Source organism: Paenibacillus sp. BGI2013 (assembly GCF_002843485.1).
Taxonomy (GTDB): Bacteria; Bacillota; Bacilli; order Paenibacillales; family Paenibacillaceae; genus Paenibacillus; species Paenibacillus amylolyticus.
Genome location: NZ_PJFA01000001.1, coordinates 807,197 through 830,652 on the forward strand (window position 1 = coordinate 807,197; position 23,456 = coordinate 830,652).

Below are 23,456 nucleotides of genomic sequence, written 5' to 3' on the forward strand. Positions count from 1 at the left end.
AGTGCAATGAAATGAGGATGTAGATGTGGATCGAAGAAGTCTGTAAAGCATATAACATCATATCCACGCATCGGACCTGACAGTCCTATGTTCACGAGAAGTGATTGGCAGGGAAGCAGATTCAGCGAACACTTCCTCACCGACTAACCACATCGCTTCCGTCTCTTGACGGAGCCTTAATTCAGTGGGGCGTTGTGAATACAGAACGTTTATTGAAATCAGCGTAAAAACAGTATAACAATTCATTATTTTATTTTGAATAGGAGTGAAATCATGCTGGAAGCGGTTATTTTCGATATGGATGGTACACTATTTCAAACAAACAAAATCTTAGAGTTATCGTTAGAAGAAACATTTACTATCTTGAGGTCTCTAAATGAATGGTCGAGTGAGACTCCAACTCAAAAATATCGTGAAATAATGGGTGTTCCTCTACCAGTAGTTTGGGAAACGTTATTGCCGAACCATTCAAATGAAATCAGACGAATTGTGGACGAGATCTTCCTAGAGAAACTAATTGCAAATATTAATAATGGCAATGGCGCCCTATATCCGCATGTCAAAGAAATTTTTAATTACTTGAAACATGAAGGCTATTTCATTTTTATTGCAAGTAATGGACTAAACGAATACCTTAATGCCATCGTTAACTGCTACAAATTAGATAAGTGGGTGGCAGAAACTTATAGCATCCAACAAATAGGAACTCAAAATAAGGATGACTTAATCGGTCATATTCTTAAAAAACATCACATCAGCAATGCAACTGTAGTTGGGGACAGGATTTCTGATTTCAATGCCGCAAAAAACAATGGGTTGAAGGCTATTGGTTGTCGATTTGATTTTGCCCAAGAAGGGGAGCTTGCACAAGCGGATTTTATTATTGACGGCTTACTTGAATTAAAAAATATATTTAAACATCAGGGAAACTAGAATGCTTTTGTAATTATATCGAAGAAGACGCTGAAATCCTATAACACCATATTTAAGCTGCGGTTACCCCTTGGTCACAATGATGTTTTTGGCAGGGGAGTTGATTCATGTGACAACTTGCTGCGCAAGTTCGTGAATACAGAACGTTATACGCAACCCTTAATAATGTTAAATCATGCAACCAATTAATAACAGATAATAAATATAGGTGAAAGAATACATTTACAAGGTAGCAGTTGAAAACCAGGATGAACGGAATATTAGAAGGTGTACCATATAACAATAAATTTCCACATCGTTAGTTATGCTCCTCGGTCATCAAGAGGAATACCAGAGAAGCGGATTCATAATAAAGTGCAAACTAAAGAATATTGCTATTATGCGAAAGAGAGGATCAAATGAATTATCATTTTGGTTTTTCATGGAAGGGTCTGATAATCTTTTTATTGCCAATGATACCAAATATATTTTATTTTTTAATTCCTGCGTCAGATATATCAGGAAACCATGCAAATAGCCATTTGATTTTAGATGTTTTGGAGCACGGAAGTCAGGCGATATTTTTCTTTCTTCTGATATTTGTTGTAAGAAAACAAGCATCTGAAGTGCGATGTCCGTATATAATTGGTATGGCAATTATGTTGATTTTTTATTATGGGCTATGGATATTGTATTTTACAGGCAACGCAAACTTTATTATTTTTTTGGGGATGGCCGTTCTCCCGGTAGTATATTTTATATTAGCTGAGATTTGGCTTCAAAATTATCTGGCTATTATACCAACAGTACTTTTTGGTATTGTGCATGTCATTAATACATATTTGTCTATTGCGAATTAAAGGGAGGACAACAATCCTCTTAAATTTTGATTGTGCGTTCAGCATGTATTCTATATCAAGGATTAAATCCCGAATGGTGAGGGTAGAAGTAAGCCATAGCTTAAGGCAGGGGTGTCCAACGTGAGCAGGAATCTGAATGAAGCCATTGGCAAATCTCCGGTCCGAGGAACACGAGCCTCTTATATGGCTAGCGTTCACTGGATGAAGTTACTACACAGACCAAAGTTGATACTGCTGAAGGCGTACGAGAGTAAATGAGGGGATCTTTCCTATGCGAAACGGATTTGATAGGAGCAAAAGATAGAACCAAAAGATAAAACACGTAAAGACATATTAAATATATAAAACACACAAGACATATAAGGATGTGGAATCGAAGAAGAAGGGGCAGCGTATAACAATGCATTTTTGCTTCGTCGCTGACGCACCTCGGTCTTCAAGAGGGATTTCGGACACATCCAACCAGCTAAGTGGCAAAGCCACCCGGACCTCCGGTCCTTAAGCCGTTTGGACGTCAGAAATGCGCAACGTTATACGCAATACCCTAAAATTAAGAAGAAACTAAAGAACAATAAAAGAAGAAACATAATAAAACTTAATTGAAGGTGATAATTATGAAAGAATGGGACTACAGTAAGCCTTGGTTTCATGGCTCGCCATTATTTCTAAATGAATTACTAGTCGGAAGCACAATAACCCAAGATCGAGAGTTAGCAAGAATCTTTTCGCAGAAACCATCTATTGTTTCTTTTGATGAGAATGGCGCAAGATTTCATAATGGTAAGTTATGTGGATACATTTACATAATTGATGAGGAAATTATAAGTGAGGATGTATATCCACATCCAGCAACTACCATGAAACCTGGTGAAGAATGGCTCATAAAAAGAGGATTAAAAGTACTAAAGATAGATGAAACAAAAACAAGAGCGGAAGAACAACTTTCAGAGGAAGAGGAGGTAGAATTATTGGAAAAGCTAAATAACAGATAGCCCATAGCTTAGTCACAGAAGAGGGCACTGCGTATAACAATATATTCACGCCTCGGGCCATTCGGCCCTAGGTCAGGCAGGGGAATTGGGAGCAGCCGGACAACCCTGCACTAGCTAAGTCCGTCAGACCCGGCTGTAGCCCTTAAGCCAGTGAGGGTTCGTGAATACAAGAACGTTATCTGTAAGATTGAAAAATGATTAAAACTGTAAAAAGTAAAAGTATATATTATCTAATTATAGAGTTAATTCAATTGCAACGTTCTGTTGCTAGAGGGGTAAGTGATCAAGGTGCTAATTTTGATCCTGCTTATAATTATTGTTATGGGAGTAGCAATTATAGATGGGAGATTAAAAAAGAAACTTGAAAATGATAAAAGAATTATTGAAAGATTAGATGTGTTAATTAATGAAGTGAGAGATATCCGTAAAAAATAGAGAAATAATAATCACAAAAGAAAATAAAGGTTTATTGTTAATTGTAAATCGCTGAAACCTATCAAATTCAAATCAGATGGAAAATAGGATTAAGTGGACTTGTTTACAAAATGTTAATAAGAAATATTATGATTATCAATAAATAAGTTATAATTCAACGTGTTATTTCTGCTCGAAGAAAGTCAATCCATCAGATAACATAATATTCAAGCTGTGGCTCCGATGGAGTCTTGGTCTGCGGGAAGGAATTCAGAGAGGCAATTCAGCAGACAACCGTTGGGGTTCATGAATACAGGAACGTTAGATGAAATCCCCAATCAATAAAGACTAATACTTTTGAGTGCATTTCATTTTTAAGGGGGAAACATAAATGATAGAACTTAGGAAAATAACATTTGATAATTTTTCAGAATGTCTGGACTTAAGAGTTGAGGAAGAGCAAGGCAGATTTGTAGCATCTATTATATATACTCTTGCGGAATTGTATGTTGTTATAACAAATAAAAGCAGTTTTATTCCAATGCCATATGCGATTTATTGTAATGATAAGATGGTTGGATTTATCGCAATGTCATATGTTATTTCTGAGAGTGAAGATTCTGAAAATTATTATGACATATATAGATTTATGATAGATAAACGATATCAGCGCAAAGGATATGGCAAAAAAGCAATAGAAAAGTCAATTGAGTTACTTCGAACTTTGCCGCATGGAAAGGCCTCAGAAGTCGTGATTCTTTATTCGCCCGAGAATAAGGTAGCAAGGAAACTTTATTCTTCTCTTGGTTTTGTAGAAACAGGGGAGTTAGATGAAGACGGCGATATTTTCGCAAAACTGATCATATAAAGCAAGCAGGATTTCTATGTAGTAATTCGAAAAAATAAGGTGAATCATCTAATATCATATTAACGCATCTGGTATTCGCCCTAGGTCGCTAGGAGGGATATCGAGGGAGATGTGTCAGGCGACAATCCTGCACTGACTAAGTCCGTCGGACCCGTGCTGTCGCGCTTAAGCCAGTGAGTGTTCGTGAATACAAGAACGTTATAGGAAATCAAGAGAAAGCTTAATTAAATTATAAAGATTAGATAAATCATTAGTTAAGGACGGTGATTTCAATGAGTAGCTTGTTACTAACCTCTTGTGGTTTTTATACTGAAGATATTAAAAATCAATTTCTGGATTTTATTGATGGAGATATTTCTCAATTAAAAGTCTCAATTATTACAACAGCATCCCCTAGAAAAGAAACTAATAGATATGCACAAAGAGCAATGCAAGAGTTTAAGGACATGGGATTTCAGCATATCAATTTTGTAGATATTGAATTTGATGACCCGCAAATACTCTTACATAGAGATGTTATATATATTAATGGTGGGAATCCATTTACACTATTGTATTACGCTAAGAAAAGTGGTGCTGATGAAATTATCAAAACACTGGCCGCACAGAATGTAATTATAGTTGGAGTAAGTGCAGGAACGTTATTACTGGGGCCGAATATTAACATTGTCGATTTCTTTACTCCACAGATGAACACAATGAATTTAACGGATTTTAAGGCATTAGGTGTAACAGACAAGCTTATTTTTCCTCACTATGATCGAGAGGACATATTTAAAGATAGTACTAATAAAACAATTGAAGAGAGAATAGTAGAATTTGAATGCAATGAGAAATGTAAGGTGACAAGGCTTAAAGATGAAGAATATATCTCAATATTAATGAACCAAGCACATTGAAAGTGATAAATTCATTGAATGTAGCTCGAAGAAGCCCCTAAAATCTTGCCAACACCGTATTATCGCTGCGGGGCTACGCCCCTTGGTCTGCCAGAGGGTTCCGAGGAAGTAGCGTGGCAGCAGACACAACTCCTGCGAGGCTAAGTCTTCGACCCAATCTCTCGGGTTCGTGAATACAACAACGGTAGATAAAATAACGAAGAAGTTTATATTGGGAGTTGATTCATTGAAGTATTCAACTGTAGTTCTTGACTTGGACGGAACATTATTAAATTCAAAAAAAGAAGTATCTAAGAGAAATGTAGATGCGGTCTTATCTTGTTATCAGAAAGGAATCAGAATAATATTTGCAACAGCTCGACCGCCCAGGGCGGTTAATTGGTTGCTTCCACAAGGATTAGTAGATATCGGGGCTTTTGTATATTACAACGGAGCTCAAGTGATATGTAAGGAAACCAAGATAGAAATTAATGAATCAATCCCTGCTAATGTAACTACAGAAATTCTTGATTACTGTTTGAAGTGTGACCCTCAAATTGAACTGACTATGGAAGTGAAGGATGAGTGGTTTAGTTTAAGAGAGCTTGATTATATTAGCTCAATGAACACACAATCAAACCCCATAGTAAAACCCTTAAAAGAATTAAAGCAATATGATGCCACGAAGATACTTCTGACTGGCAATAATCACAATTCTGGATTGTTTGAAAAATTCGAGGGTAGAGTGAATATACTAATTACGGATAATAATAAATTAGTACAAATCATGCCTCTTCTGGCATCTAAGGAAATGGCAATTACTAAACTCTGTGAATTATATAATGTAGAATTGGATTCCGTTATTGTATTTGGTGATGATCATAATGATGTAGGCCTCTTTAAGATGGCGGGATATTCTATTGCTATGGGGAATGCGATTAGGGAATTGAAGGAAATTGCTGATGAAATAACCGTTAATAATGATGAAAACGGTGTTGCTGTAAGTTTAGAAAGATTTTGTGGGTAACTCAAGGTTACTTTATCTAACAGTACATTCATACACCGTCTCACTTGGTCCTCGGTCGCCAAGAAGGATATCGGAGAAGTTAATTAAGGCGACCCATTCAATCAGCTAAGTCTATTAACCCGTTCCCTACGGTAAGCTGCTTGAACGTCAGGAATACAACAACGTTTAGCCGAAAGAAGTTCTTATTTTAGGAGGGGTCTATATGATATTAGAAAAAGTTATAAATAGAATTGCAATACAAAGTGAATATAAAGATTTGGTTGATAAGTATGTGGATCATATTCTTAACGAATTCAAAGATAAGATTCATAGCATTTATATGTGTGGCTCGATTCCCAAAGGAACGGCTCAACCTTTTAAGTCAGATGCAGACTTTACTATTGTATGTGCAAATCCCCAAGATATTGATTACGAAAGATTGTCAAATATCAAAGACAGGCTGTTGGAAGAATATCCATTCGTCACTAAGATGGATACGATCATTTGCTCGATTGATGATGTATTAAGTAGACCGAATGATTGGGGTTTTTGGATTAAGATTATTTGTGTTTGCATACATGGGGAGGACATTGGTGAAAAAGTACCCCCGATCATAATTTCTCCAGAATTCATTTTAGACTTAAATACAGATACTAAGGAGGAAGTAGATCGTGTACATCGATCACTTTCTAATGTTAGTGATCACTCAATGAAAACTAGATATATTAAAGGTTACTCTAAGAGATTAATTCGTGCATTATATTCTTTGGTTTTAGAAGATACAGGGGTATGGGAAGATGAAATCATTAAGATGAAGAATGCCATATTAAACTATTGTGAGATTGACTCCGCTTTAGTTGAGTATCTATATGCTTGTTACTTGGATAGTAGCAATGTACTTGTTGAAGAGTTTTTGAGAATTGCAGATGAATTATATCGCTATTTTGAGAATGCTTTAAATACAATGGCTGCTTCCAGAAATTGATCGTAATCACCTTGAGAAGCGAGTGACCACATTCAGCCCCTTAGCCCGTCGGGACATCGCCAATACAAAACGTTATCTGAAACTTGCAAGATTGAAAGGAGAAAATATGATACTTGGGTTGTATGAAGCACATTTACCAGTAAGTAACTTACATCAATCTATCGAATTTTATTCTAAATTAGGATTAGAGCTGGCCTGGAGAGATGATGATACAGCGTTCTTCTGGATTGAAAAAGAAAAGAGTTGGGTCGGTCTATGGCAAGGCAAAGAGCATAAAACTTCTTATCATCCATCATTAAGGCATATAGCATTTCGAGTTAGTTATGAAGATCTTAGAGACAGTGTGAAATGGCTTCAAACTATTGAAATAGAGCCTGTCCCATTTGGAAAAAGAGATTCAATAAATCCATTTGTAAGGCCTAATCAGGGAAATGCTTCAGTCTACTTCAATGATCCAGATGGAAATAGTTTAGAATTAATGTGTTTTGTAAGTGTCCCTGAAAACTTAAAGAATATATCCAATAAATTATCAATCGAAGAATGGGAAGACCTTTTGAAGAGATAAAAACTAAAGAATGTATTTGGGGATTTAAAAGAGGTATCAGCATCAGATAACATAATATTCAGGCTGCGGCTCCTTCGGAGCCTTGGTCTACCGAATGAAAGCGTTCCATAAAAAATATTAAACTAAGTTGAACGTATGAATACAGAAACGTTAGGCGAAATAATGCTAGTGGAAGGAGATTTAAATGCATATTAGAGGAGTAATTCTTGAGGGGTACTCAAATGCCGGGAAGACTTCAGTATTAAAAGCAATTAAACGATATCAATCACAAGAAGAATCCTCAGAACGGAGCGTAGTTATCCTTGGAGAACATTATACTCAAATTTTGAATAATAAACATGGAGAATATGTAAGTCTAACCCGAGAAGGACATATTGAGTTACTTAAAGAGCGGGTTGAAATGCTAAAGAAACTTAACGAATGGGCAATTCAACTTGGTCCTGCATCTAGAGGATCTAGGGGACTATTTTATGTTCTGGAGAGGTTTCACTTAAATCATAGAGCTGCATTTGTAGATTCGGATTTGGATGAGATAAATAAAATAGAAGAACAGCTTGAGTCTTTAGGTGCCAGGTGTATTTTGCTTACAATCTCGCCCGAAGTTGTAGAAGAAAGAATTAAAAGTAGACAACCAGAAGAATGGATCTATAAAACAGAAGAAGAAGTAAGATCGTCGGTAAGTGAATTATTAAGAATCCAAAATGTATTAAGACATCAAGCTCAAATCTCAAGAGTGCCAACAATAGAAATCAATACAGATGATAAGAATTGGGATGAGTATGTAAGGGTAATCATGGAGGGCAACGACATTGCCTAACCAGATGTTCAAGCATTGTCGCTAGTGCTCCTTGGTCGGGTAGAAACTATAAACAGAAGAATGTATCCAGCCAGTCGTCGTGAACACAAAATGTTAGATGAAATCAGTTAAAATCAAAATCAATATGAGGTGCGTAATGGATCGTAAGATTATTCAAACCGCAAAAGAGATAGCAATAAGAATTATTCGCGAAGCAGGTCTAATCTCTAAAGAGAAGTTTGATAACTTTGTTGAACTGAGATCTAAAGATGAATTTGGGGATGTGGTTACTGAAGTAGATCATATCTGTGAAGAAATCATCATCAAACAAATACAAGGCGTATTTCCAAATCATCAGATACACAGTGAAGAGGCAGGGCTTATCGGAACTAAGCACGATTGGTTATGGTTAATTGATCCTTTAGACGGAACTAATAATTTTGCGATTGGTTTACCTGTTTTTACGATATCAATTACCTTAATGTACAAAAGAGAGCCTGTGCTTGGAGTGGTCTATGAACCTCTAACAGAACGTTTATTTGTATCTGTTATTGGTGAAGGGACAAGCTGCAATAATCGACAAATACAAATTAAGAGTAACCCGAATATTTTCAAAGGAAATATAGGTTGGATTCAAGGTCACAGAGTACAAAACGACCCACAAGCAGTAAAACTAAGACAATACATTGATATTAGATTTAAACGAATGTTAAGATTGTGGGCTCCAACGCTTCAATGGTGTATGTTGGCCAAAGGAGATATTGATGGAATTGTTCTGTACAATTCTGAAGGTGATGACTTGTATTCAGGTATCTTAATGGTTAAGGAAGCAGGGGGGCTTGTTATAGATTTTGAAGGAAATAAGTTTAATGGAATGAAAGAAGAACCTTATTTAATTGCATGTCACCCAGACCACAAAGAAGAACTATTGAAAATTGTAAGAGAAGGATTGAGCTAACACCTAGAAGCAACTGACTTCGGCTAACATTATATCCACGTTTGGGAGCCTGACAGTTCCTCGATCGGCGAGAAGCAATCGGCAGGGAAGAGAATTCAGCGGACACATCCGTACGACTAACCGCATCGCGCCCGCTCCAATTGGTCGCTTAAGTTGGTGGGAGGGTCGTGGATACAGTAACGTTATGCGCCATTAAAGGAGATAATTTATGAAAGGTAAGATACTCTTATTAGTTTTTATTACAATAGTGTTTTCATCTTGCCAAAATAGTAGTCAATCGACTACCTTGAACAGCGAAACTAAATCAAAAATGAATTCTGAACTGCCTCCTGATGAAGAGAGTACAGGTAATGGAACAGAACCGAAAGAAATAACTGAAGGTCGATCAGATGCTTCTAACAATGAAGTGTTATCCATGAGCATTGGGAACTATGAATTGAAAGGAGAATTTTATGATGAAATGCTTCGAAATCCTATAGATCATGATTATGAAGTGGAATTTAATGAGGCTCAAAATTCAAAAGAGATTATTACAACAATGGGATGGGGGGCGTTGGAAAGTAAATATACAGAGATTTGGGATAAAGAGTTGAATCAAATATATAAAAAGCTTCGTTCTAAGTTGGATAGAGAACCAAGAGAAGCACTAATCGAATCGCAGAAAGAATGGTTACAGTATCACTTAAAGGAAACAAAATTTGTAGAGAAGGCATTTATTAATAATGGTTACCTTGGATCAAAAGGATCGGTAAGCCTAGGCACGGTTATACGGGAGAGAATTAGGGAAAGAACAATGCAATTATTTGAATATCGATATTTGTTAGATGGTGAAGTTGAGTTTTTATACCAAAGTAAAAAATAAAGTTGGAATGTTTATTATAGGTTCTAGGTGATGCTTCGAAGAGAGTAACGGCGCATAATAATGTATTCAAGCTGTAGGGATACCACCCTTTGGTTGTAAGATGTATAATCATGGAAGAACACTTAGAAAATACGACTCAGCTTAAGATAAGAGCTATCTAAGGCTGGGTATTTTCGTGAACGTGCAGGACGTTATACGACAGAATCAAAAACAATAGAAAAGAGGGTCATATAGCCCTCTAAATACTAGAATTCTGCAATACACTAAATAGTTGTAGGGCATCTTTGCAACCTTGTATGTAGATACTTCTTTCTAGGATGGATTGGAGTGAGATTTGTGCGTCTTCGTAAAGAAAAACTGTATGTTGAAGTTTATCGGGCAAAGCATCACGAAGTGTTTTAAAATATTCATCTGTCTCCACAGAAAGCTGAGTGTACTCCCTATGACACTCCAGAAGATAGAATTATGGAGGGAAAAAGATGAACATAATCAAATGTAATATACGAGAACTCATGGCAGAACATCGAATAGATGATATAACAGAATTGATGGCAAAATCGGGCTTAAGCCGGAATTCGATCAATAAACTCTATAGGGAAACAAATATAGAAACAACAAAGCTGGAAACCTTATTCAAGCTATGCGATACATTTAATTGTAAATTATCTGATTTGATTGAATACGTACCAGGAGCAAAATAAATAGTGAAGGTCGATTTGAGAAACGATTCCGTCCTATAACATAATATTCATGCATTGCTCCTTCGGAGCCTGGGACTGCGGATGGATTTCGAGAAAATTTTCAACGGACACCCCCCTTTGGGGTTCATGATTACAGAAACGGTATCCAATACTCTCAATCAAAACAACAAGCATAGGAGCAATATTATGACAATCATTTTCAAAGAAATAAAAGACATTGATACACAGGCAATTCAAGAACTGTTTCATTCGGTGGACTGGAAATCAGGAGATTTCCCAGAAGATCTTAGACAAGCAATAAACAACTCGCATACGGTTATTACTGCATGGGATGATAACAAATTAGTTGGTTTAATAAATGCATTGTCTGACGGCGTGATGACAGTATATTTTCATTACATGTTAGTACACAAAGAATATCAATCATTAGGAATTGGAAAGAGAATGATGGAACAAATGCTTAGTCGATATTCTAATATCAAGACAAAAGTGCTTATATCTTATGATAGTGCAGAAAAATTCTATGGATTATTTGGATTTAAGCCAGAAGAAGGAACTAAAGCCATGTTTATTTCAGATATGGTATAGCATTGAAGTAAAGATTCCGATCAGATGAGAATTGATTATAGATGAATTTGTTTTTGAGAAGGTCCTATATAAAGCTTCAATTCGGATATGAAGGGATACCAGATGATAAGTTATAAACCATTTCAAAATTTATTGATTGACAGGGAGATTAAGAAGCAGGATTTATTAAAAATCACGGGGATCTCATCGGCAACGATGGCAAAACTTAATACGAATGAGTATGTATCGTTAGAAGTAATCGATAAATTATGTACGGCATTGGGATGTCAGCCTGGAAATCTATTGGAGCATATAGCAGATCAATGATGGGATGATAACATCTGCTGTTAACCAAAATTGAGATTCCGTCGTATGACATAAAGCAACGGCTCCTAACGGAGCCTTGGTCTGCTAAATGGATTTCGAAGTTGATATTTTGGCAGACACCTCCGAGAGTTTGTTGAACTGCATAAAAAAAGGAAGGTGATTAGAAATCACTGCAATAAATTAAAGAGGAGAAGCTAATTATGTCTAGACCTTTAAGAATTCATATTATAGGTTCAACTGGTAGCGGAAAAACATACCTTGGTCAAGTTTTGTCAGAGAAGTTAAATATAAAAATTCACGAACTAGATACAGTCATGTGGAGCAGTAAAGTGAAGTTTTCAGGAAAGAATTCTCCAGACGTGAGAGATAAATTACTACATAAAATAATTGATAATGATAGTTGGATTGTAGAGGGAGTATATTATAAATGGCTTTCTGATAGCTTTTCAAGAGCAGATGTAATTTATTACCTAGACACTAATGTATTGATTCGACATTTTAGAATTATCATGAGATTTGTTAAACAAAGAATAGGCGCAGAAAGATCTATATACAAGCAAACATTAAGAGGACTAATTGAAATGCTTATTTGGAATCATAAATTTAATAGTACAAATCGGAAAGAAATCTGTAGTTTCTTGTCCCCTTATAAAGACAAAGTGATAATCATAAAAACCAACAGGCAAATGATAAGTTTACTCAATGAAGGCAGTGAAATCACATAACTCCGTATTTACACATCGGGATATACGTCCCTCTGTCAGCAGAAGTTTTGGTAGAGGACCAGGAGGTAATATAACAATTAAACGGTGGACATTGATCCTTGGGCCCAATAAGCAGTACACCCAGCCTACGCTGGGTCTTATATACAGAAAAGTATGTGAAATCGACGAAACTATTTAATGAGGGTGAACGATGAAGATAATAAGAGATAGGGAAGAACTTGAAGGAACTGGTTATATTGAAGTTTTACCCGGGAAGTACCTTGGGCAATGTTGGAATGAGGACTCAATTTACTTTGATGAGGAAGTATTCGGCTTTGTAGAGAAAACAATAGAAAATATATTTTCTGGATATGATCATTATGCATTTAACGAAATACATCGAAAAACGTGGGAGGTGATCCTTGAGGATTTGAAAACGCTTGCTAATCTCCTTGATGAAAAAGTAACAATGGAATTAATAAATGAACATGTATATTTCTTCTTTGGCAGTTCTAAAGATGAGTTTCAACAAGATTTTCTCAATAGTGTTCAGAGACTTCGTGAATTAATCATAGAGTTTGTTGTATGGATTAAAAAGCAATTAACCACTCATGATTATGTTTCAGTTCTAGGCATTTAGCTATTCCATTCGAGGGAGAGTGGTTATTTAAACCAACATAGGAGGAATTAGAATGAAATTTATTGTTTCTGCAAGTGTAATCGTTATCAATGAACATAATGAGATTTTACTCATGAAAGGTCGAAGAGGTTGGGAAATGCCTCAAGGTTGTGTTGAAGAAGGAGAGACTATTAGGCAGGCAGCAGTTCGAGAAGTGAAAGAGGAAACAGGGATTGACATTGAATTAATTAAATTTTGTGGTTTGTATCAGAACATAACGCGCGGTGTATGCAACAATATATTTACTGGAAAACCGATTGGTGGAGCTTTAACTACCAGTGATGAAAGTGAAGAAGTGGGCTACTTTACTTTAGAAGAAGCTGGGCAAATGATAACATGGGGGAATTTCTATGAAAGAATTCATAATGCATTAGATGAGAAAAGCCATCCTTTTTTGATTGAATTTTCAGAATAAGGTCACTCATTATGGTAGACTCCACCTTAAAGCCGCTCCTATCTTGGTTGGTGATGTTCTAGTCAAACACCATTCTACCTAAGATAGGGGCGATTTTTATATAATTGTACCTTTGTAACTCAGGTTTAATTGCGGTAGTTTCTAATCAAAATACAGATATGAGAGTAGTCTAATATAAGGAGCAGCCCGAGAATACAGGTTGCTTCTTTTTTTGCTTTTACACTTCGCAAATGGAACATTGTGGGTTATATTGGATATGATTTGGTTCTATAGTAGAGAAATGGAGAGGTGGTCAACCTTGGATGAAAATGTACGCTTTCCGATAGGACACTTTGAGCCAAGTCTTAAATTCTCTAATGAGGACCGAATCCACATCATTCGTCAAATTCCCGGAATTACGAAAACCTTAAGAGAGATTACACAACATCTCAATGATGATCAACTTTGTATTCCTTATCGTGATGGCGGTTGGACGATTACACAGATTGTGCACCACCTTGCGGACAATGACATGAACGCTTATATCAGATTTAAGAGAGCGTTAACTGAAGAGGAACCGATGGCAAGCTCATATCGAGAGGATTTATGGGCATCATTACTTGATTACAGGAATACGCCCATCGAAGATTCAATTTTGCTGATGGAGATACTGCACAAGCGATTTCTCACTCTGCTGCTTGGTTTACATCCCGATCAGTTTAGACGAACACTCCGAACAGAAGTGTTAGGTGCAATTACATTGGATATCGCGATTCAAAGATTTGTATGGCACGGGCAGCATCATATTGCTCAAATTAAATCTTGTATAACATCGCAAGGGTGGTAGGGTTTTATACATTTCAAGTGTGGAGGTAACATAATGGGGAAAGGAAGAATTCTAGGCATAGCATATAATGTAATTCCAGTGAAAGATTTGGAATTGTCAGCTGCCTGGTTTGTAAAGCATTTTGGATTTAACATTCGCCACCAACGCGAAGGATATTTGAGTTTATTTCGGGGTGATCGCCCAATTTTGGACTTGATTCAAAGCGACAATGAAACACGAGCGACATTTGAAGTGCATCAGAAAAAGAGATGGGTCATTACATTTTTCACTGATGACATTGGTTCTTTACATGACTACTTAACATCAGAGAATGTGAAAGTAGGGGCTGTTAGTGATGAGGGACAGTATGGGAAGTTTTTTGTGTTAGAAGATCTGGACGGTAACTTGTTTGATGTGTGGGAACACCGTGATTGTGAATTGAATTTCTGAGGAGCCTTGGTTTGCTGCTATCATTTACTGAGCATTTGTATGTAAACGGATTCAGAACTAGATGAGTGACTGCGTTTTAAATATAAAGTCAATTATAAGAAAACTAGATTAGGGAGATACAAATGTTGATTGAAGACGAAAAAGTATACCCTGATTGCGCAGTTGAAATTAGAATAGTTGACGTTGGCGGTTTAACAAAGCCAGAGCTTATTCAGAAACTGGACCAACACTCTATTTTATTAAATAAATATGGAGAACAGTTGTTAAATGATGAGAGATTTGTAGTTTCCGGTACAAAGCAAAGCTTGCAAACGGTTGAGTTGACCGTCAGACAACTTGGATTTTCAGATGGTGCTACGACTTTTCAGCTCTTTCGAAGAGCAAATGATCTTGGGTTAGAATGTTGTCCGGTTGAGTTAGGACCTTATCTAAGAATGCAATATTTGGATCAGCCCGAGATATGTTCTACCAATATTTCAGAGGGTAACAAAGCTCCGTCCGGCTCCATTACCATAGCATCTGCAGCCCTTACGGAGGATAATGAATTTCCAAAAGGTTTTTATCTCAGACGATTAAACGACAAGTTATGGTTACGAGGATATCTTGCCGACCATTTGCATATTTGGAGTCCTCATGATCGCTTTATCTTCTGTAGGGCTCGGCTTTCTATTGTATGAGGATCAGGAAGATGTTTTGAAAGCAAAGGAGTGAAGGACCAATGGATATCAAAAACAAAAGCGGAGATGTGCTTGGAAAAATTCAAATTGAATCCTTACGCAATGATAATGCGATTGACCGGATAGTCATTGACTTAAAGCCTGGTGAAGGGAAGGCGATATACACCGCAGATGTTACAGAGAACCAATTCACGCAACAGACCAATTATGCAGCTATTCCATGGGAAGACGGTTTGGAACAATTGCAGAAACATTATTCTCCATGGCAGCCGAAATTTCCGATTGATTCTGATATAGATGCCATTCATGTATTTTATGGATTTGATAATTTTACTCCGCAAGAAATCGATGAAATGATTGAAGAAAGTAACAGGTCAGGTAGAAATGTAGTGATACGAGACCTGAAGCCCAATAAGAAGGTTGTGGGCATCAGCATAACGTATAAAGAATACGGTGGTTATAAACTTAATATTTTCGGGACAACAAAGAGCCGGATCGCATTGTCTGATCATGATGGTACTAAGGTTAAACAGGTAGCCATACGTGGCGTCCAAGCATTTTATATTTTCAATAACGAAACTTCCCAATTGATATGGATCGAAGAGGATATGCATGGGAAGGCGTTGCAATACGAGATCAATGGTAGAAACATGTCAGAAGATCTTGTGATGAAGATTGCGAAGTCAATGAACGGATAAATGATGATGTTAATCTGAGTGAGGTGCAACGATGAGTTACAAAGCTATTCTCATAGACCAATTAAACGCCTGTTATCATGACAAGAGCTGGTTTATTCCACTTCATGATATTTTGACAGACCTCAATGCGGCGGAAGCCTCTTATGTAAAGAATGAGGGAGAGCATTCCATTTGGGCGATCGTCAATCATCTTATTTTCTGGAATGAGAAGTGGCTTGAGAGATATATTGCCGAACAGGTCAACGGGCAGAATTCAGTGAATAATGAGGATACATTCGAGATAGATACGTCTAACCTGAATGATGTGGAGTGGCGCAAGACATTACATAGACTGAAAACCGTGTTTAGTGATTGGAACAGGGCACTCGAAGATAGTGAAGAACATAAATTGACCCGTGAAATCCCTACCTATTTCAACGCGCCATGGTGGGGAATTGTATCAAATCTATGTATTCATAACGCCTATCATATTGGCCAGATCATGCTGCTCAAAAAATCAATGAAACACACGTAGTACACGCTGTATTACATTTATGAAATTATACTTAAGCAAAGGAAGATGACTATCATGGAAAAAGGCAAAATTATATTTTTGAACGGTGTAACCAGCTCTGGTAAAACTTCAATTGTAGAGGCGATGCAATCATACGATGATCCGTTTTTCTATGTTGTGGCTAATGATTTATTTGAAAATACGATTGGTGATAAACATCTTCAGACGGATTACTGGAAGTATCTGAGTGAAGCGATAGTAATGATGTATCATACGGCAAAAGTATTTTCAGACCATGGAAAGCATGTTCTGATTGATGGCATTCTTGTGGAAAGACCGGAGCTCGCGCCGCATTATGAACAAGTCAAACAGATTTTTGAAGGGTATCCACTGGATATCGTTGAACTGCACTGTCCTCTCGATATCTGTCGTCAGCGTAAAATTGAGCGTGGTGATCGCAGAGAAGAGCAATCGGATGAGCAACATCAAATTATGGCTAAACACATCAACTATAGCTATTCGATTGATACAAGTATGAACACACCGGAAGAATGTGCAGAGAAGATTATTGCAGCGCTGTTCAAGAACCATCATGAACCATTGAAAAATATGTAAAAATTATATTACGAAGCTGTAGCGGAATCGATATCTAGTAATAACTTTGTCTGCTTTAGTCTGGAGGATTAAATGAGGATTTCAATGGAGTTACAAACAAGAAAAAGTATAGTTCATGATTTAAAGTCAATGGGGATAAGGGAGGGCATGACGATAATCGTTCATTCCTCCTTCAAAGCAATAGGTAAGGTTATAGGCGGCCCGGTAAGTGTTATTTTAGCTCTGGAAGAAGCCGTTGGAACCAATGGAACCATTGTCATGCCCACTCAAACAGAACATCTTTGTGAACCTTCAGAGCATGACGCGAACCTGTCCTCAGCGGAAATTGAGTTCATCAAAGACAATATGCCTATTTATTATCCTGATTTAACCCCAACCTCGTATATGGGTATCATTTCTGAGGTGTTTCGGAGGCAAGATGGTGTGTTTCGAAGCTCACATCCGCATATGTCTTTTGCTGCCTGGGGGAAAGAGGCCAAACGGATAATGGAAGATCACAACTTGCATTATGCATTAAATGAGAAATCTCCGCTAGGAAAAATCTATGATTTGAGTGGATACATTCTGTTACTTGGTGCGCCTGAAAATAGTAACACCTCCTTGCACCTGGCCGAATATAAACAGCAGAATTCATTTGTTAAGCCAAAAGTCTGGGGAGTAAAAATGCTGGTGGATGGAATTGAGCAATGGACTACATACGATGATATTAACAATGAATCAGATGATTTTGAATTGATTTTTAATGAGTTTAAGATCCAGACTAACGCTGTTACCGAAGGAATGGTAGGGGAATCTGTGAGTTATCTGATACCCCAAAGAGAGATGGTTGATTATGCTTTGGGATGGATGAATCGTAACCGAAGATAACATATCGAGCAGTGAATCATTTCAAAAAAGATAGAAGGGGGAAATGTAATCATGACTAAAGAGATTGAACATTTGCTTCAAAATTTTGAAGAATGGGCGTTGTTTGTCAAGACGATGAATCATCTTGAAGAGAAGACCTGGAATTCCAGTATGGAAGAAGGGAAATGGACGATAAAATCCATCGTCAGTCATATCATGTTATGGGACCGATATTTTTACAAGGAAGCGATTGAGAAGATTGCTCTGAAGCAGCCAGTTACGTTGAAACATATGAATTTTGAAGAGTTTAATCGCAAAGCTATTGAATTTAGTAACCGCACAGAGACGTCCGAAATCGTAAACAAGGCTATCACGTACCGCCATAAAATTATGAATGACATTCGAGGGTTATCGGAGGAACAGCTTCATCAGACGTATTTGGACGCAGAGGGGAACGTATTTTATATTCCCCAATACCTTAAAGATTTTATATGGCATGACCAGCATCATATGGAACCGTTGAAGAAATATCTTGCCAACCTTGAAGCATAAAGGATTTAGCAGGCAGGGGGTGACACGGAACACAGCATGTTGCTTGCTTTGAATATAATATGTATCCCAAACCAGGGAGGGATTGTAGTGAGTACTCATACAATTGAATTAACTCAGGAAAATCTGATTGGTTCATTTACCAATGAGGTAACTCCCATTTTGAGCGTGAAATCTGGTGACTCTATTCGTTTTCAGACGCTGGATGCGGGCTGGGGAACAGGGGTGAGTTATGCGGAACGCATGAAACCTTTTGATCGTCAAGGTGAAAAAGATGGAGGTCATGCCTTAATCGGTCCGATCTATATCGATGAGGCGAAGCAAGGACAGACGTTGGAGATTGTTTTTAATGAGATCGTACCCGGGAGTTACGGGTTTACTTCCGCTGGCGAATATCCGAACTGGCAGAACCAGAAGTTACATCTAACAGAGATTGAAGAACTGTCGCTGAACTGGACACTTGATCGCCAAACGATGAATGGAACCTGTGAAATAAAAGGAAAGTCCTTCACTGTATCTCTCTCGCCGTTTATGGGTGTAGTGGGCATGCCGCCAGATTCAGGTGGGATTCATACGACTTGGCCACCTCGCTATTGTGGAGGAAACATCGACTGCAAGGAACTGGTGCAGGGAAGTAAATTATATTTACCTATCCCCGTAGACGGGGGTTATCTCGCGATTGGTGATGGTCATGCACTGCAGGGAGACGGTGAAGTCAGCTGTCAGGCCATTGAATGTCCGATGAAAGTGGTGGATGTCACGCTTAATGTGATTGATGATATGATTTTGACCAATCCTCGTGCACATACGCCATCCGGCTGGATTACCTTCGGTTTTCATGAAGATCTGAATGAGGCTACGGTTGAAGCATTAGACGGGATGCTCAATCTGATGGGTGAGTTGTATGGACTAGATCGAGTGGAAGCGATTGCACTTGGAAGCGCGGTAATTGACCTGCGTATCACCCAAATTGTGAATGGCGTTAAGGGTGTGCATGCTGTCCTTCCGCATGACGCTTTTAAGTGACTTAAGGCCTGTTATACGTCGTATTAGTTGAACTCGGGGGTCGATAAAATGAAAGGCAGACCACAGATCGTTTTAGATATCGCAGGGGTTTTGTTAAGTAATATGTCGTTGACGTGCTGGAAAGATATGAGTGAGGAAACCAACCTATCGGCAGAATCTTTGAAAGTACATTTTGCAGGAATCAAACGAAAGCTCTGGACAGGAATGATGAGGGAAGAAGAGTTCTGGCAATCGTTGAAGGAGATGTATCCCGAATTATCAATAAGCCGAGCGAAGGACATCTTATACAATTCAATTGTTCCCTTACCAGCCGCTCAATACCTTGAGTGATGGAGTGAGTTCGCAGATATCCATCTACTCAGCAATCATTGTAAGGAATGGATTGAGCCGAATCTGAGCTGTTTAAGCTCATTTACCAAAAGTGTAACCATCTCTAATCAAGTGGGTTTATGCAAACCTGAGATTGAGATATACCAACGGGTCAAAACCCTCCTGGCAGCTGGAGAAGAGGTTCTATTTATAGATGATCAAGAGAAAAATTTACATTCTGCTAAGCTACTTGGTTGGAAGACTTTACTGGCTGACGAAGAAGGAGATTGGGTTAATGAAGTTGAGTCATTGCTAATTTAGAATGTAATCCAGAAACAGTAATAGAACAGCATGCATAACTGGCACACCGTGCATAACCGCTAAACTCCAAATTGCTTTAGATGATGATCTAAATGCTTGTATATGCCCTTACCCCATTGCTCGGCTGTTAATTTTCCGAAGAAGGGATGGGGGTGGCGGGAGAAATTTTCTGAAGCACCTTGTTGAAAGATATTAATCTGCTGCTCAAGCTTTTCTTTTTCTGCCATAAACTGTCGTTGGTCATCAATAATGATTGTCGGGATCGTAGACATATTATGGGGCAAGGGCTTGTCATTATAAAACATTGGTTTTGCGAACCGTCCTATAAGTCTTCCAAGTAATCCTCTAGGTGGAAAAGCATTTCCTAAGGGGATATCATGAAATGCTGAACAGTGAGCCAGCATTTGAGAGACCTGCATCGTGCCCCATTCAGGGATGGATTTTTCACTAAGTTGATCCATGCGCTCTGTAATTTCAGCAGCATTCATCGTATCAAATATACTTTTCACAAGAACACCTCATTCCTCCAGGATATAAAATTTGAACTTAAACTATCATCATTCTCTTATTGAAAGGTTTATCCTCTTACTATCAAGAATAATAAGATATGGTAAGTTTAGTCAATGTGTTATAGGAAAATCACAATTGAAATCGGAGGATGCGAACTTGGAAAATAAGGAAACGTTTAATCTCGTAACACATGAATATGAACGATATAGACCCCTTTATCCGAGTGAAATGTTTGATGAGATTTTTACATACCTGAATCTTAGTAAAGAGGGTTCCATTCTTGAGATTGGCTGCGGAACGGGGCAGGCCAAGGAAAGTGATTTCAATTGATTGTGTCAGGAACGGCCTTTCACTTCATTGATCCGGAGGTCGGTTACCACCGGGCTTGGGAATTGCTAGAGAATACAGGCGGCATTGGACTTTTCTGGACGATTCATGTACCGGTCTATGACCAGCTGCACAATGAAATTCGCATTAGCCCCTCATCTGGATGATTCTCACTATCCTTCGCCAGATGAAGTTATCCAGGAGCATAAAGAAATAACAGAAAAATCTGGCTTGTTCACGGATATTGAGGTTAAGGAGTATAACTGGATACAGTCCTGTTCCAGCGAAGAGTATGTCACGCTGTTAAATACCAATTCCAAACATCAGCAGCTTTCTATTGATGTTCGGCGTTCACTTCTAGAGCGAATCAAACATTCCATTGATGCTGCAGGTGGAACGATAGAGAAACAACATAAGGTTGCCCTTTTTCTAGGGAAGAAAAAGGTCTAAGGATATATGTTTTTATTTTTCCACAGAAGAACAGGAGGGAATATATGAGTAATCCGCGTTCAACATACAGTATCCAAACGGCAGTGTTAAGTTTACAAGAGGAATTAGAGAGGTTAAAGATGCAGGCGATAATGGGGTGGTCCAAAGAATTTCGAAATCTAGAGTGGTATGGTTTGAAAAATGGAATGCGTGTATTGGAGGTCGGAAGCGGACCAGGTTACATTACAGAGCAACTATTGAACAATCTGCCGGACAGCGAGCTTACTTCACTTGAGATTGATCGTTCACTGCAAGCACAAGCCAAAGAACGGCTGAAAGATATTCCTTCCAAGCGATTACAATTTGTAGAGTCTTCCATCTACCAGATGGATCTGCCTGATGATTCTTTTGATTTTGTCGTGGCAAGACTTATCTTTCTTCATTTGAACAATCCTGACGAAGCTGCACAAGAGATATATCGTGTACTGAAGCCTGGCGGCCGTCTTGCCATTATTGATGTGGATGACGGCGTTTTTGGAGCAGTGAATCCTGATGTTCCTGCTTTGCATACGGTATTAATGAAAATTTCGGACTATGTAGCACAACACGGCGGTAATCGTTTAATTGGCAGAAGTCTGCCGCGTCTCCTTTCTGAGAGCGGATACATCGATGTTGACATTGATTCTGTCCTTCAACATAGTGATCTGTTAGGCATAGAAGGGTTTAAGCAGCAGTTTAATCTTAATCGTTTTGTACATTTTGCTGAAAAAGGTGTGATCAGTTCGGAGGAATTTGCTCAGCTGCAACAAGCTTCTGAAGCGATAAATCATTCGCCGGAAGCCTATGCCATGATGAATTTCATTACAGCTTGCGGCACGAAGCCATTGACATAGCTGGGTTGAAACTAATTAGGGACGGAGAATGGGGATGAATATCGTTCATTCTTTTCAGGAATTAGTAGTTCGAGGCGATCATCAGGGTATGATTGAGTTACTGAAAAACTACGAACAATCCAGGAAATTGTCTGTCCATGAACGAGGCTGGGTCTACTGGAATGTTTCAGATGGTTATGCCTTGTTAAGAGAGCCGGAACCGCTTTATGCCAATCACCGGGAATTCTTCGAATGGGGGAAAGAAAACCTCGCTCCGGAGCAGTTACACTGGATTGTTTCGGATTCGACACAAGCGTTGTCGTTATCTCTGGGGAACTACTTTGATCATTGGATGGACTGGTACCAATATGCTTGCGATAATGCTCCGAAGTTGGATACCAACCGAGGTGTTCGATTCGAGAGCCATCGGGCTTTGGGTGGTTCGCTTTGGGTTTTGGAGAGATACAGTGAAATGGACAGTGTGCTTGAAAATATGAACCAGCTTATACAAGAAGATGAGACATGGTCCAATATTCTTTTTGCCCGGATTACATATAACAAACAGCGTCTGGCCTATCTGTATCATGTTGGGGAGGTTAGAGAAGTAAATCTGCTTCTGGATGAAACGCTGAATTTGATAAACAAGATCGACTGGTCAGCATTAGATCAAATAAAAAATCAGGAAGTTGTAGGTAGCTGGAGACAATTGAATTCATCCAGTAACTCACAGAGAGATGTTCACATCGCGATGAACAATCTGGCATGTATTTTGACAGATATTGAAAAGGTAGAGGAAAGTGTGGGGTTATTCAGACGGCTACAGGACAATGGATATGCTTTGAATGGGTATGCTTTTTCTAAATATGTCTGTTCGGTCTGGAAGTCAGAGGGGGTTGAAGCTGTTAGGGAAGTGTTAGGTGCCAATAAATCTTTTGAAATCGCTGAACTGATTAAACATAGCCCTATGCTTTCAGAGATCGAAGATTAGGTTTGAGGTTGTCTAAAAGAGGACTGAACTTCAAGGACTAAGAAAGAAGGAA

The 23,456-nt window shown here is 38.2% G+C and carries 35 protein-coding genes; 33 read left to right on the forward strand and 2 right to left on the reverse strand.

Features of this window, described 5'->3' with window-relative positions:
• The first annotated feature begins 273 nt into the window (after positions 1–273).
• The 11 genes from CXK86_RS03615 to CXK86_RS03665 all read left to right on the forward strand — a co-directional run bounded on the left by CXK86_RS03615 (position 274) and on the right by CXK86_RS03665 (position 10,096).
• Positions 274–933, forward strand: a complete 660-nt coding sequence (locus CXK86_RS03615; RefSeq protein ID WP_076249762.1) for an HAD hydrolase-like protein — start codon at positions 274–276, stop codon at positions 931–933.
• Positions 934–1,331: 398 nt separating this feature from the next.
• Positions 1,332–1,772, forward strand: coding sequence for a hypothetical protein (locus tag CXK86_RS03620; RefSeq protein WP_076249761.1), 441 nt, complete (start codon positions 1,332–1,334; stop codon positions 1,770–1,772).
• A 614-nt stretch (positions 1,773–2,386) separates the two neighbouring features.
• The gene (locus tag CXK86_RS03625) at positions 2,387–2,764 is read left to right on the forward strand and encodes a hypothetical protein (RefSeq protein ID WP_076249760.1); all 378 of its coding nucleotides are present in this window, start codon (positions 2,387–2,389) and stop codon (positions 2,762–2,764) included.
• A gap of 805 nt (positions 2,765–3,569) precedes the next feature.
• Positions 3,570–4,046, forward strand: a complete 477-nt coding sequence (locus CXK86_RS03630) for a GNAT family N-acetyltransferase (RefSeq protein ID WP_076249759.1) — start codon at positions 3,570–3,572, stop codon at positions 4,044–4,046.
• A gap of 272 nt (positions 4,047–4,318) precedes the next feature.
• Entirely contained in the window at positions 4,319–4,945 is a 627-nt protein-coding gene (locus CXK86_RS03635) for a Type 1 glutamine amidotransferase-like domain-containing protein (protein WP_076249758.1), read from the forward strand.
• A 169-nt stretch (positions 4,946–5,114) separates the two neighbouring features.
• Positions 5,115–5,951 carry a Cof-type HAD-IIB family hydrolase gene (locus CXK86_RS03640; RefSeq protein WP_083684237.1) on the forward strand — a complete coding sequence of 279 codons (837 nt, stop codon included), beginning with the start codon at positions 5,115–5,117 and terminating at the stop codon, positions 5,949–5,951.
• A gap of 202 nt (positions 5,952–6,153) precedes the next feature.
• Positions 6,154–6,915: a nucleotidyltransferase domain-containing protein gene (locus CXK86_RS03645; RefSeq protein WP_076249756.1), complete on the forward strand. Its 762-nt coding sequence runs from the start codon at positions 6,154–6,156 to the stop codon at positions 6,913–6,915.
• A 106-nt stretch (positions 6,916–7,021) separates the two neighbouring features.
• Positions 7,022–7,480, forward strand: coding sequence for a VOC family protein (locus tag CXK86_RS03650; RefSeq protein ID WP_076249755.1), 459 nt, complete (start codon positions 7,022–7,024; stop codon positions 7,478–7,480).
• A gap of 184 nt (positions 7,481–7,664) precedes the next feature.
• Positions 7,665–8,297, forward strand: coding sequence for a hypothetical protein (locus CXK86_RS03655; RefSeq protein WP_076249754.1), 633 nt, complete (start codon positions 7,665–7,667; stop codon positions 8,295–8,297).
• A 136-nt stretch (positions 8,298–8,433) separates the two neighbouring features.
• A complete protein-coding gene (locus tag CXK86_RS03660) occupies positions 8,434–9,234 on the forward strand; it encodes an inositol monophosphatase family protein (protein WP_076249753.1) in 801 nt (266 codons plus the stop codon).
• 208 nt (positions 9,235–9,442) lie between these two features.
• On the forward strand, positions 9,443–10,096 hold the full coding sequence (locus tag CXK86_RS03665; protein WP_036670467.1) for a lysozyme inhibitor LprI family protein: 654 nt from the start codon (positions 9,443–9,445) through the stop codon (positions 10,094–10,096).
• Between the two features lie 238 nt (positions 10,097–10,334).
• Here CXK86_RS03665 and CXK86_RS32945 read toward each other — a convergent pair whose 3' ends face one another.
• Positions 10,335–10,550: a hypothetical protein gene (locus CXK86_RS32945; protein WP_339191610.1), complete on the reverse strand. Its 216-nt coding sequence runs from the start codon at positions 10,548–10,550 to the stop codon at positions 10,335–10,337.
• Positions 10,551–10,575: 25 nt separating this feature from the next.
• Here CXK86_RS32945 and CXK86_RS03675 point away from each other — a divergent pair, with 25 nt between their 5' ends.
• From CXK86_RS03675 to CXK86_RS32950, 17 genes are all read left to right on the forward strand, one after another.
• Positions 10,576–10,797: a helix-turn-helix domain-containing protein gene (locus CXK86_RS03675; protein WP_174806439.1), complete on the forward strand. Its 222-nt coding sequence runs from the start codon at positions 10,576–10,578 to the stop codon at positions 10,795–10,797.
• A gap of 186 nt (positions 10,798–10,983) precedes the next feature.
• Positions 10,984–11,385 carry a GNAT family N-acetyltransferase gene (locus CXK86_RS03680; protein WP_076249971.1) on the forward strand — a complete coding sequence of 134 codons (402 nt, stop codon included), beginning with the start codon at positions 10,984–10,986 and terminating at the stop codon, positions 11,383–11,385.
• 102 nt (positions 11,386–11,487) lie between these two features.
• Positions 11,488–11,691 carry a helix-turn-helix domain-containing protein gene (locus CXK86_RS03685; RefSeq protein WP_076249752.1) on the forward strand — a complete coding sequence of 68 codons (204 nt, stop codon included), beginning with the start codon at positions 11,488–11,490 and terminating at the stop codon, positions 11,689–11,691.
• Positions 11,692–11,891: 200 nt separating this feature from the next.
• A complete protein-coding gene (locus CXK86_RS03690) occupies positions 11,892–12,416 on the forward strand; it encodes a P-loop NTPase family protein (RefSeq protein ID WP_076249751.1) in 525 nt (174 codons plus the stop codon).
• A 190-nt stretch (positions 12,417–12,606) separates the two neighbouring features.
• Positions 12,607–13,035, forward strand: a complete 429-nt coding sequence (locus tag CXK86_RS03695) for a hypothetical protein (RefSeq protein ID WP_076249750.1) — start codon at positions 12,607–12,609, stop codon at positions 13,033–13,035.
• Positions 13,036–13,087: 52 nt separating this feature from the next.
• The gene (locus CXK86_RS03700; protein WP_076249749.1) at positions 13,088–13,489 is read left to right on the forward strand and encodes an NUDIX hydrolase; all 402 of its coding nucleotides are present in this window, start codon (positions 13,088–13,090) and stop codon (positions 13,487–13,489) included.
• 298 nt (positions 13,490–13,787) lie between these two features.
• Complete coding sequence (locus tag CXK86_RS03705; protein ID WP_256719969.1) at positions 13,788–14,315, forward strand: YfiT family bacillithiol transferase; 528 nt, start codon at positions 13,788–13,790, stop codon at positions 14,313–14,315.
• Positions 14,316–14,348: 33 nt separating this feature from the next.
• Positions 14,349–14,744: a VOC family protein gene (locus CXK86_RS03710; protein WP_076249748.1), complete on the forward strand. Its 396-nt coding sequence runs from the start codon at positions 14,349–14,351 to the stop codon at positions 14,742–14,744.
• Between the two features lie 122 nt (positions 14,745–14,866).
• Entirely contained in the window at positions 14,867–15,421 is a 555-nt protein-coding gene (locus tag CXK86_RS03715; RefSeq protein ID WP_076249747.1) for a helicase, read from the forward strand.
• A gap of 41 nt (positions 15,422–15,462) precedes the next feature.
• Positions 15,463–16,119, forward strand: a complete 657-nt coding sequence (locus tag CXK86_RS03720; protein ID WP_076249746.1) for a DUF4367 domain-containing protein — start codon at positions 15,463–15,465, stop codon at positions 16,117–16,119.
• 31 nt (positions 16,120–16,150) lie between these two features.
• Positions 16,151–16,633 (forward strand): DinB family protein, encoded by a 483-nt coding sequence (locus CXK86_RS03725; protein WP_076249745.1) that lies wholly within the window; start codon positions 16,151–16,153, stop codon positions 16,631–16,633.
• 54 nt (positions 16,634–16,687) lie between these two features.
• The gene (locus CXK86_RS03730; protein WP_076249744.1) at positions 16,688–17,227 is read left to right on the forward strand and encodes a phosphotransferase-like protein; all 540 of its coding nucleotides are present in this window, start codon (positions 16,688–16,690) and stop codon (positions 17,225–17,227) included.
• Positions 17,228–17,311: 84 nt separating this feature from the next.
• Complete coding sequence (locus tag CXK86_RS03735) at positions 17,312–18,094, forward strand: AAC(3) family N-acetyltransferase (RefSeq protein ID WP_180361716.1); 783 nt, start codon at positions 17,312–17,314, stop codon at positions 18,092–18,094.
• 51 nt (positions 18,095–18,145) lie between these two features.
• Positions 18,146–18,625 (forward strand): DinB family protein, encoded by a 480-nt coding sequence (locus CXK86_RS03740; RefSeq protein ID WP_076249742.1) that lies wholly within the window; start codon positions 18,146–18,148, stop codon positions 18,623–18,625.
• 87 nt (positions 18,626–18,712) lie between these two features.
• Positions 18,713–19,648 carry an acetamidase/formamidase family protein gene (locus tag CXK86_RS03745; protein WP_101313452.1) on the forward strand — a complete coding sequence of 312 codons (936 nt, stop codon included), beginning with the start codon at positions 18,713–18,715 and terminating at the stop codon, positions 19,646–19,648.
• 48 nt (positions 19,649–19,696) lie between these two features.
• Positions 19,697–19,978, forward strand: a complete 282-nt coding sequence (locus CXK86_RS03750) for an HAD family hydrolase (protein ID WP_083684236.1) — start codon at positions 19,697–19,699, stop codon at positions 19,976–19,978.
• A 99-nt stretch (positions 19,979–20,077) separates the two neighbouring features.
• Positions 20,078–20,278 carry an HAD-IA family hydrolase gene (locus CXK86_RS32950; RefSeq protein ID WP_373888053.1) on the forward strand — a complete coding sequence of 67 codons (201 nt, stop codon included), beginning with the start codon at positions 20,078–20,080 and terminating at the stop codon, positions 20,276–20,278.
• Positions 20,279–20,337: 59 nt separating this feature from the next.
• On the opposite strand, the gene CXK86_RS03760 is transcribed toward CXK86_RS32950, so the two are convergent.
• A complete protein-coding gene (locus CXK86_RS03760) occupies positions 20,338–20,787 on the reverse strand; it encodes a DUF1569 domain-containing protein (protein WP_076249741.1) in 450 nt (149 codons plus the stop codon).
• Positions 20,788–20,944: 157 nt separating this feature from the next.
• On the opposite strand from CXK86_RS03760, the gene CXK86_RS31960 reads away from it, so the two are divergent.
• From CXK86_RS31960 to CXK86_RS03780, 5 genes are read left to right on the forward strand one after another with little or no spacing between them, the layout of a single operon-like run.
• Positions 20,945–21,118 (forward strand): class I SAM-dependent methyltransferase, encoded by a 174-nt coding sequence (locus CXK86_RS31960; protein WP_179087825.1) that lies wholly within the window; start codon positions 20,945–20,947, stop codon positions 21,116–21,118.
• Positions 21,115–21,282 carry a hypothetical protein gene (locus CXK86_RS31965; protein ID WP_180361717.1) on the forward strand — a complete coding sequence of 56 codons (168 nt, stop codon included), beginning with the start codon at positions 21,115–21,117 and terminating at the stop codon, positions 21,280–21,282. The genes CXK86_RS31960 and CXK86_RS31965 overlap by 4 nt, the downstream gene beginning before the upstream one ends.
• Positions 21,251–21,565, forward strand: a complete 315-nt coding sequence (locus tag CXK86_RS03770; RefSeq protein ID WP_143781220.1) for a hypothetical protein — start codon at positions 21,251–21,253, stop codon at positions 21,563–21,565. The genes CXK86_RS31965 and CXK86_RS03770 overlap by 32 nt, the downstream gene beginning before the upstream one ends.
• A gap of 44 nt (positions 21,566–21,609) precedes the next feature.
• Positions 21,610–22,437 carry a methyltransferase domain-containing protein gene (locus CXK86_RS03775; protein ID WP_076249738.1) on the forward strand — a complete coding sequence of 276 codons (828 nt, stop codon included), beginning with the start codon at positions 21,610–21,612 and terminating at the stop codon, positions 22,435–22,437.
• Between the two features lie 34 nt (positions 22,438–22,471).
• Positions 22,472–23,404, forward strand: a complete 933-nt coding sequence (locus CXK86_RS03780; RefSeq protein WP_076249737.1) for a hypothetical protein — start codon at positions 22,472–22,474, stop codon at positions 23,402–23,404.
• The last annotated feature ends 52 nt before the right edge of the window (positions 23,405–23,456 follow it).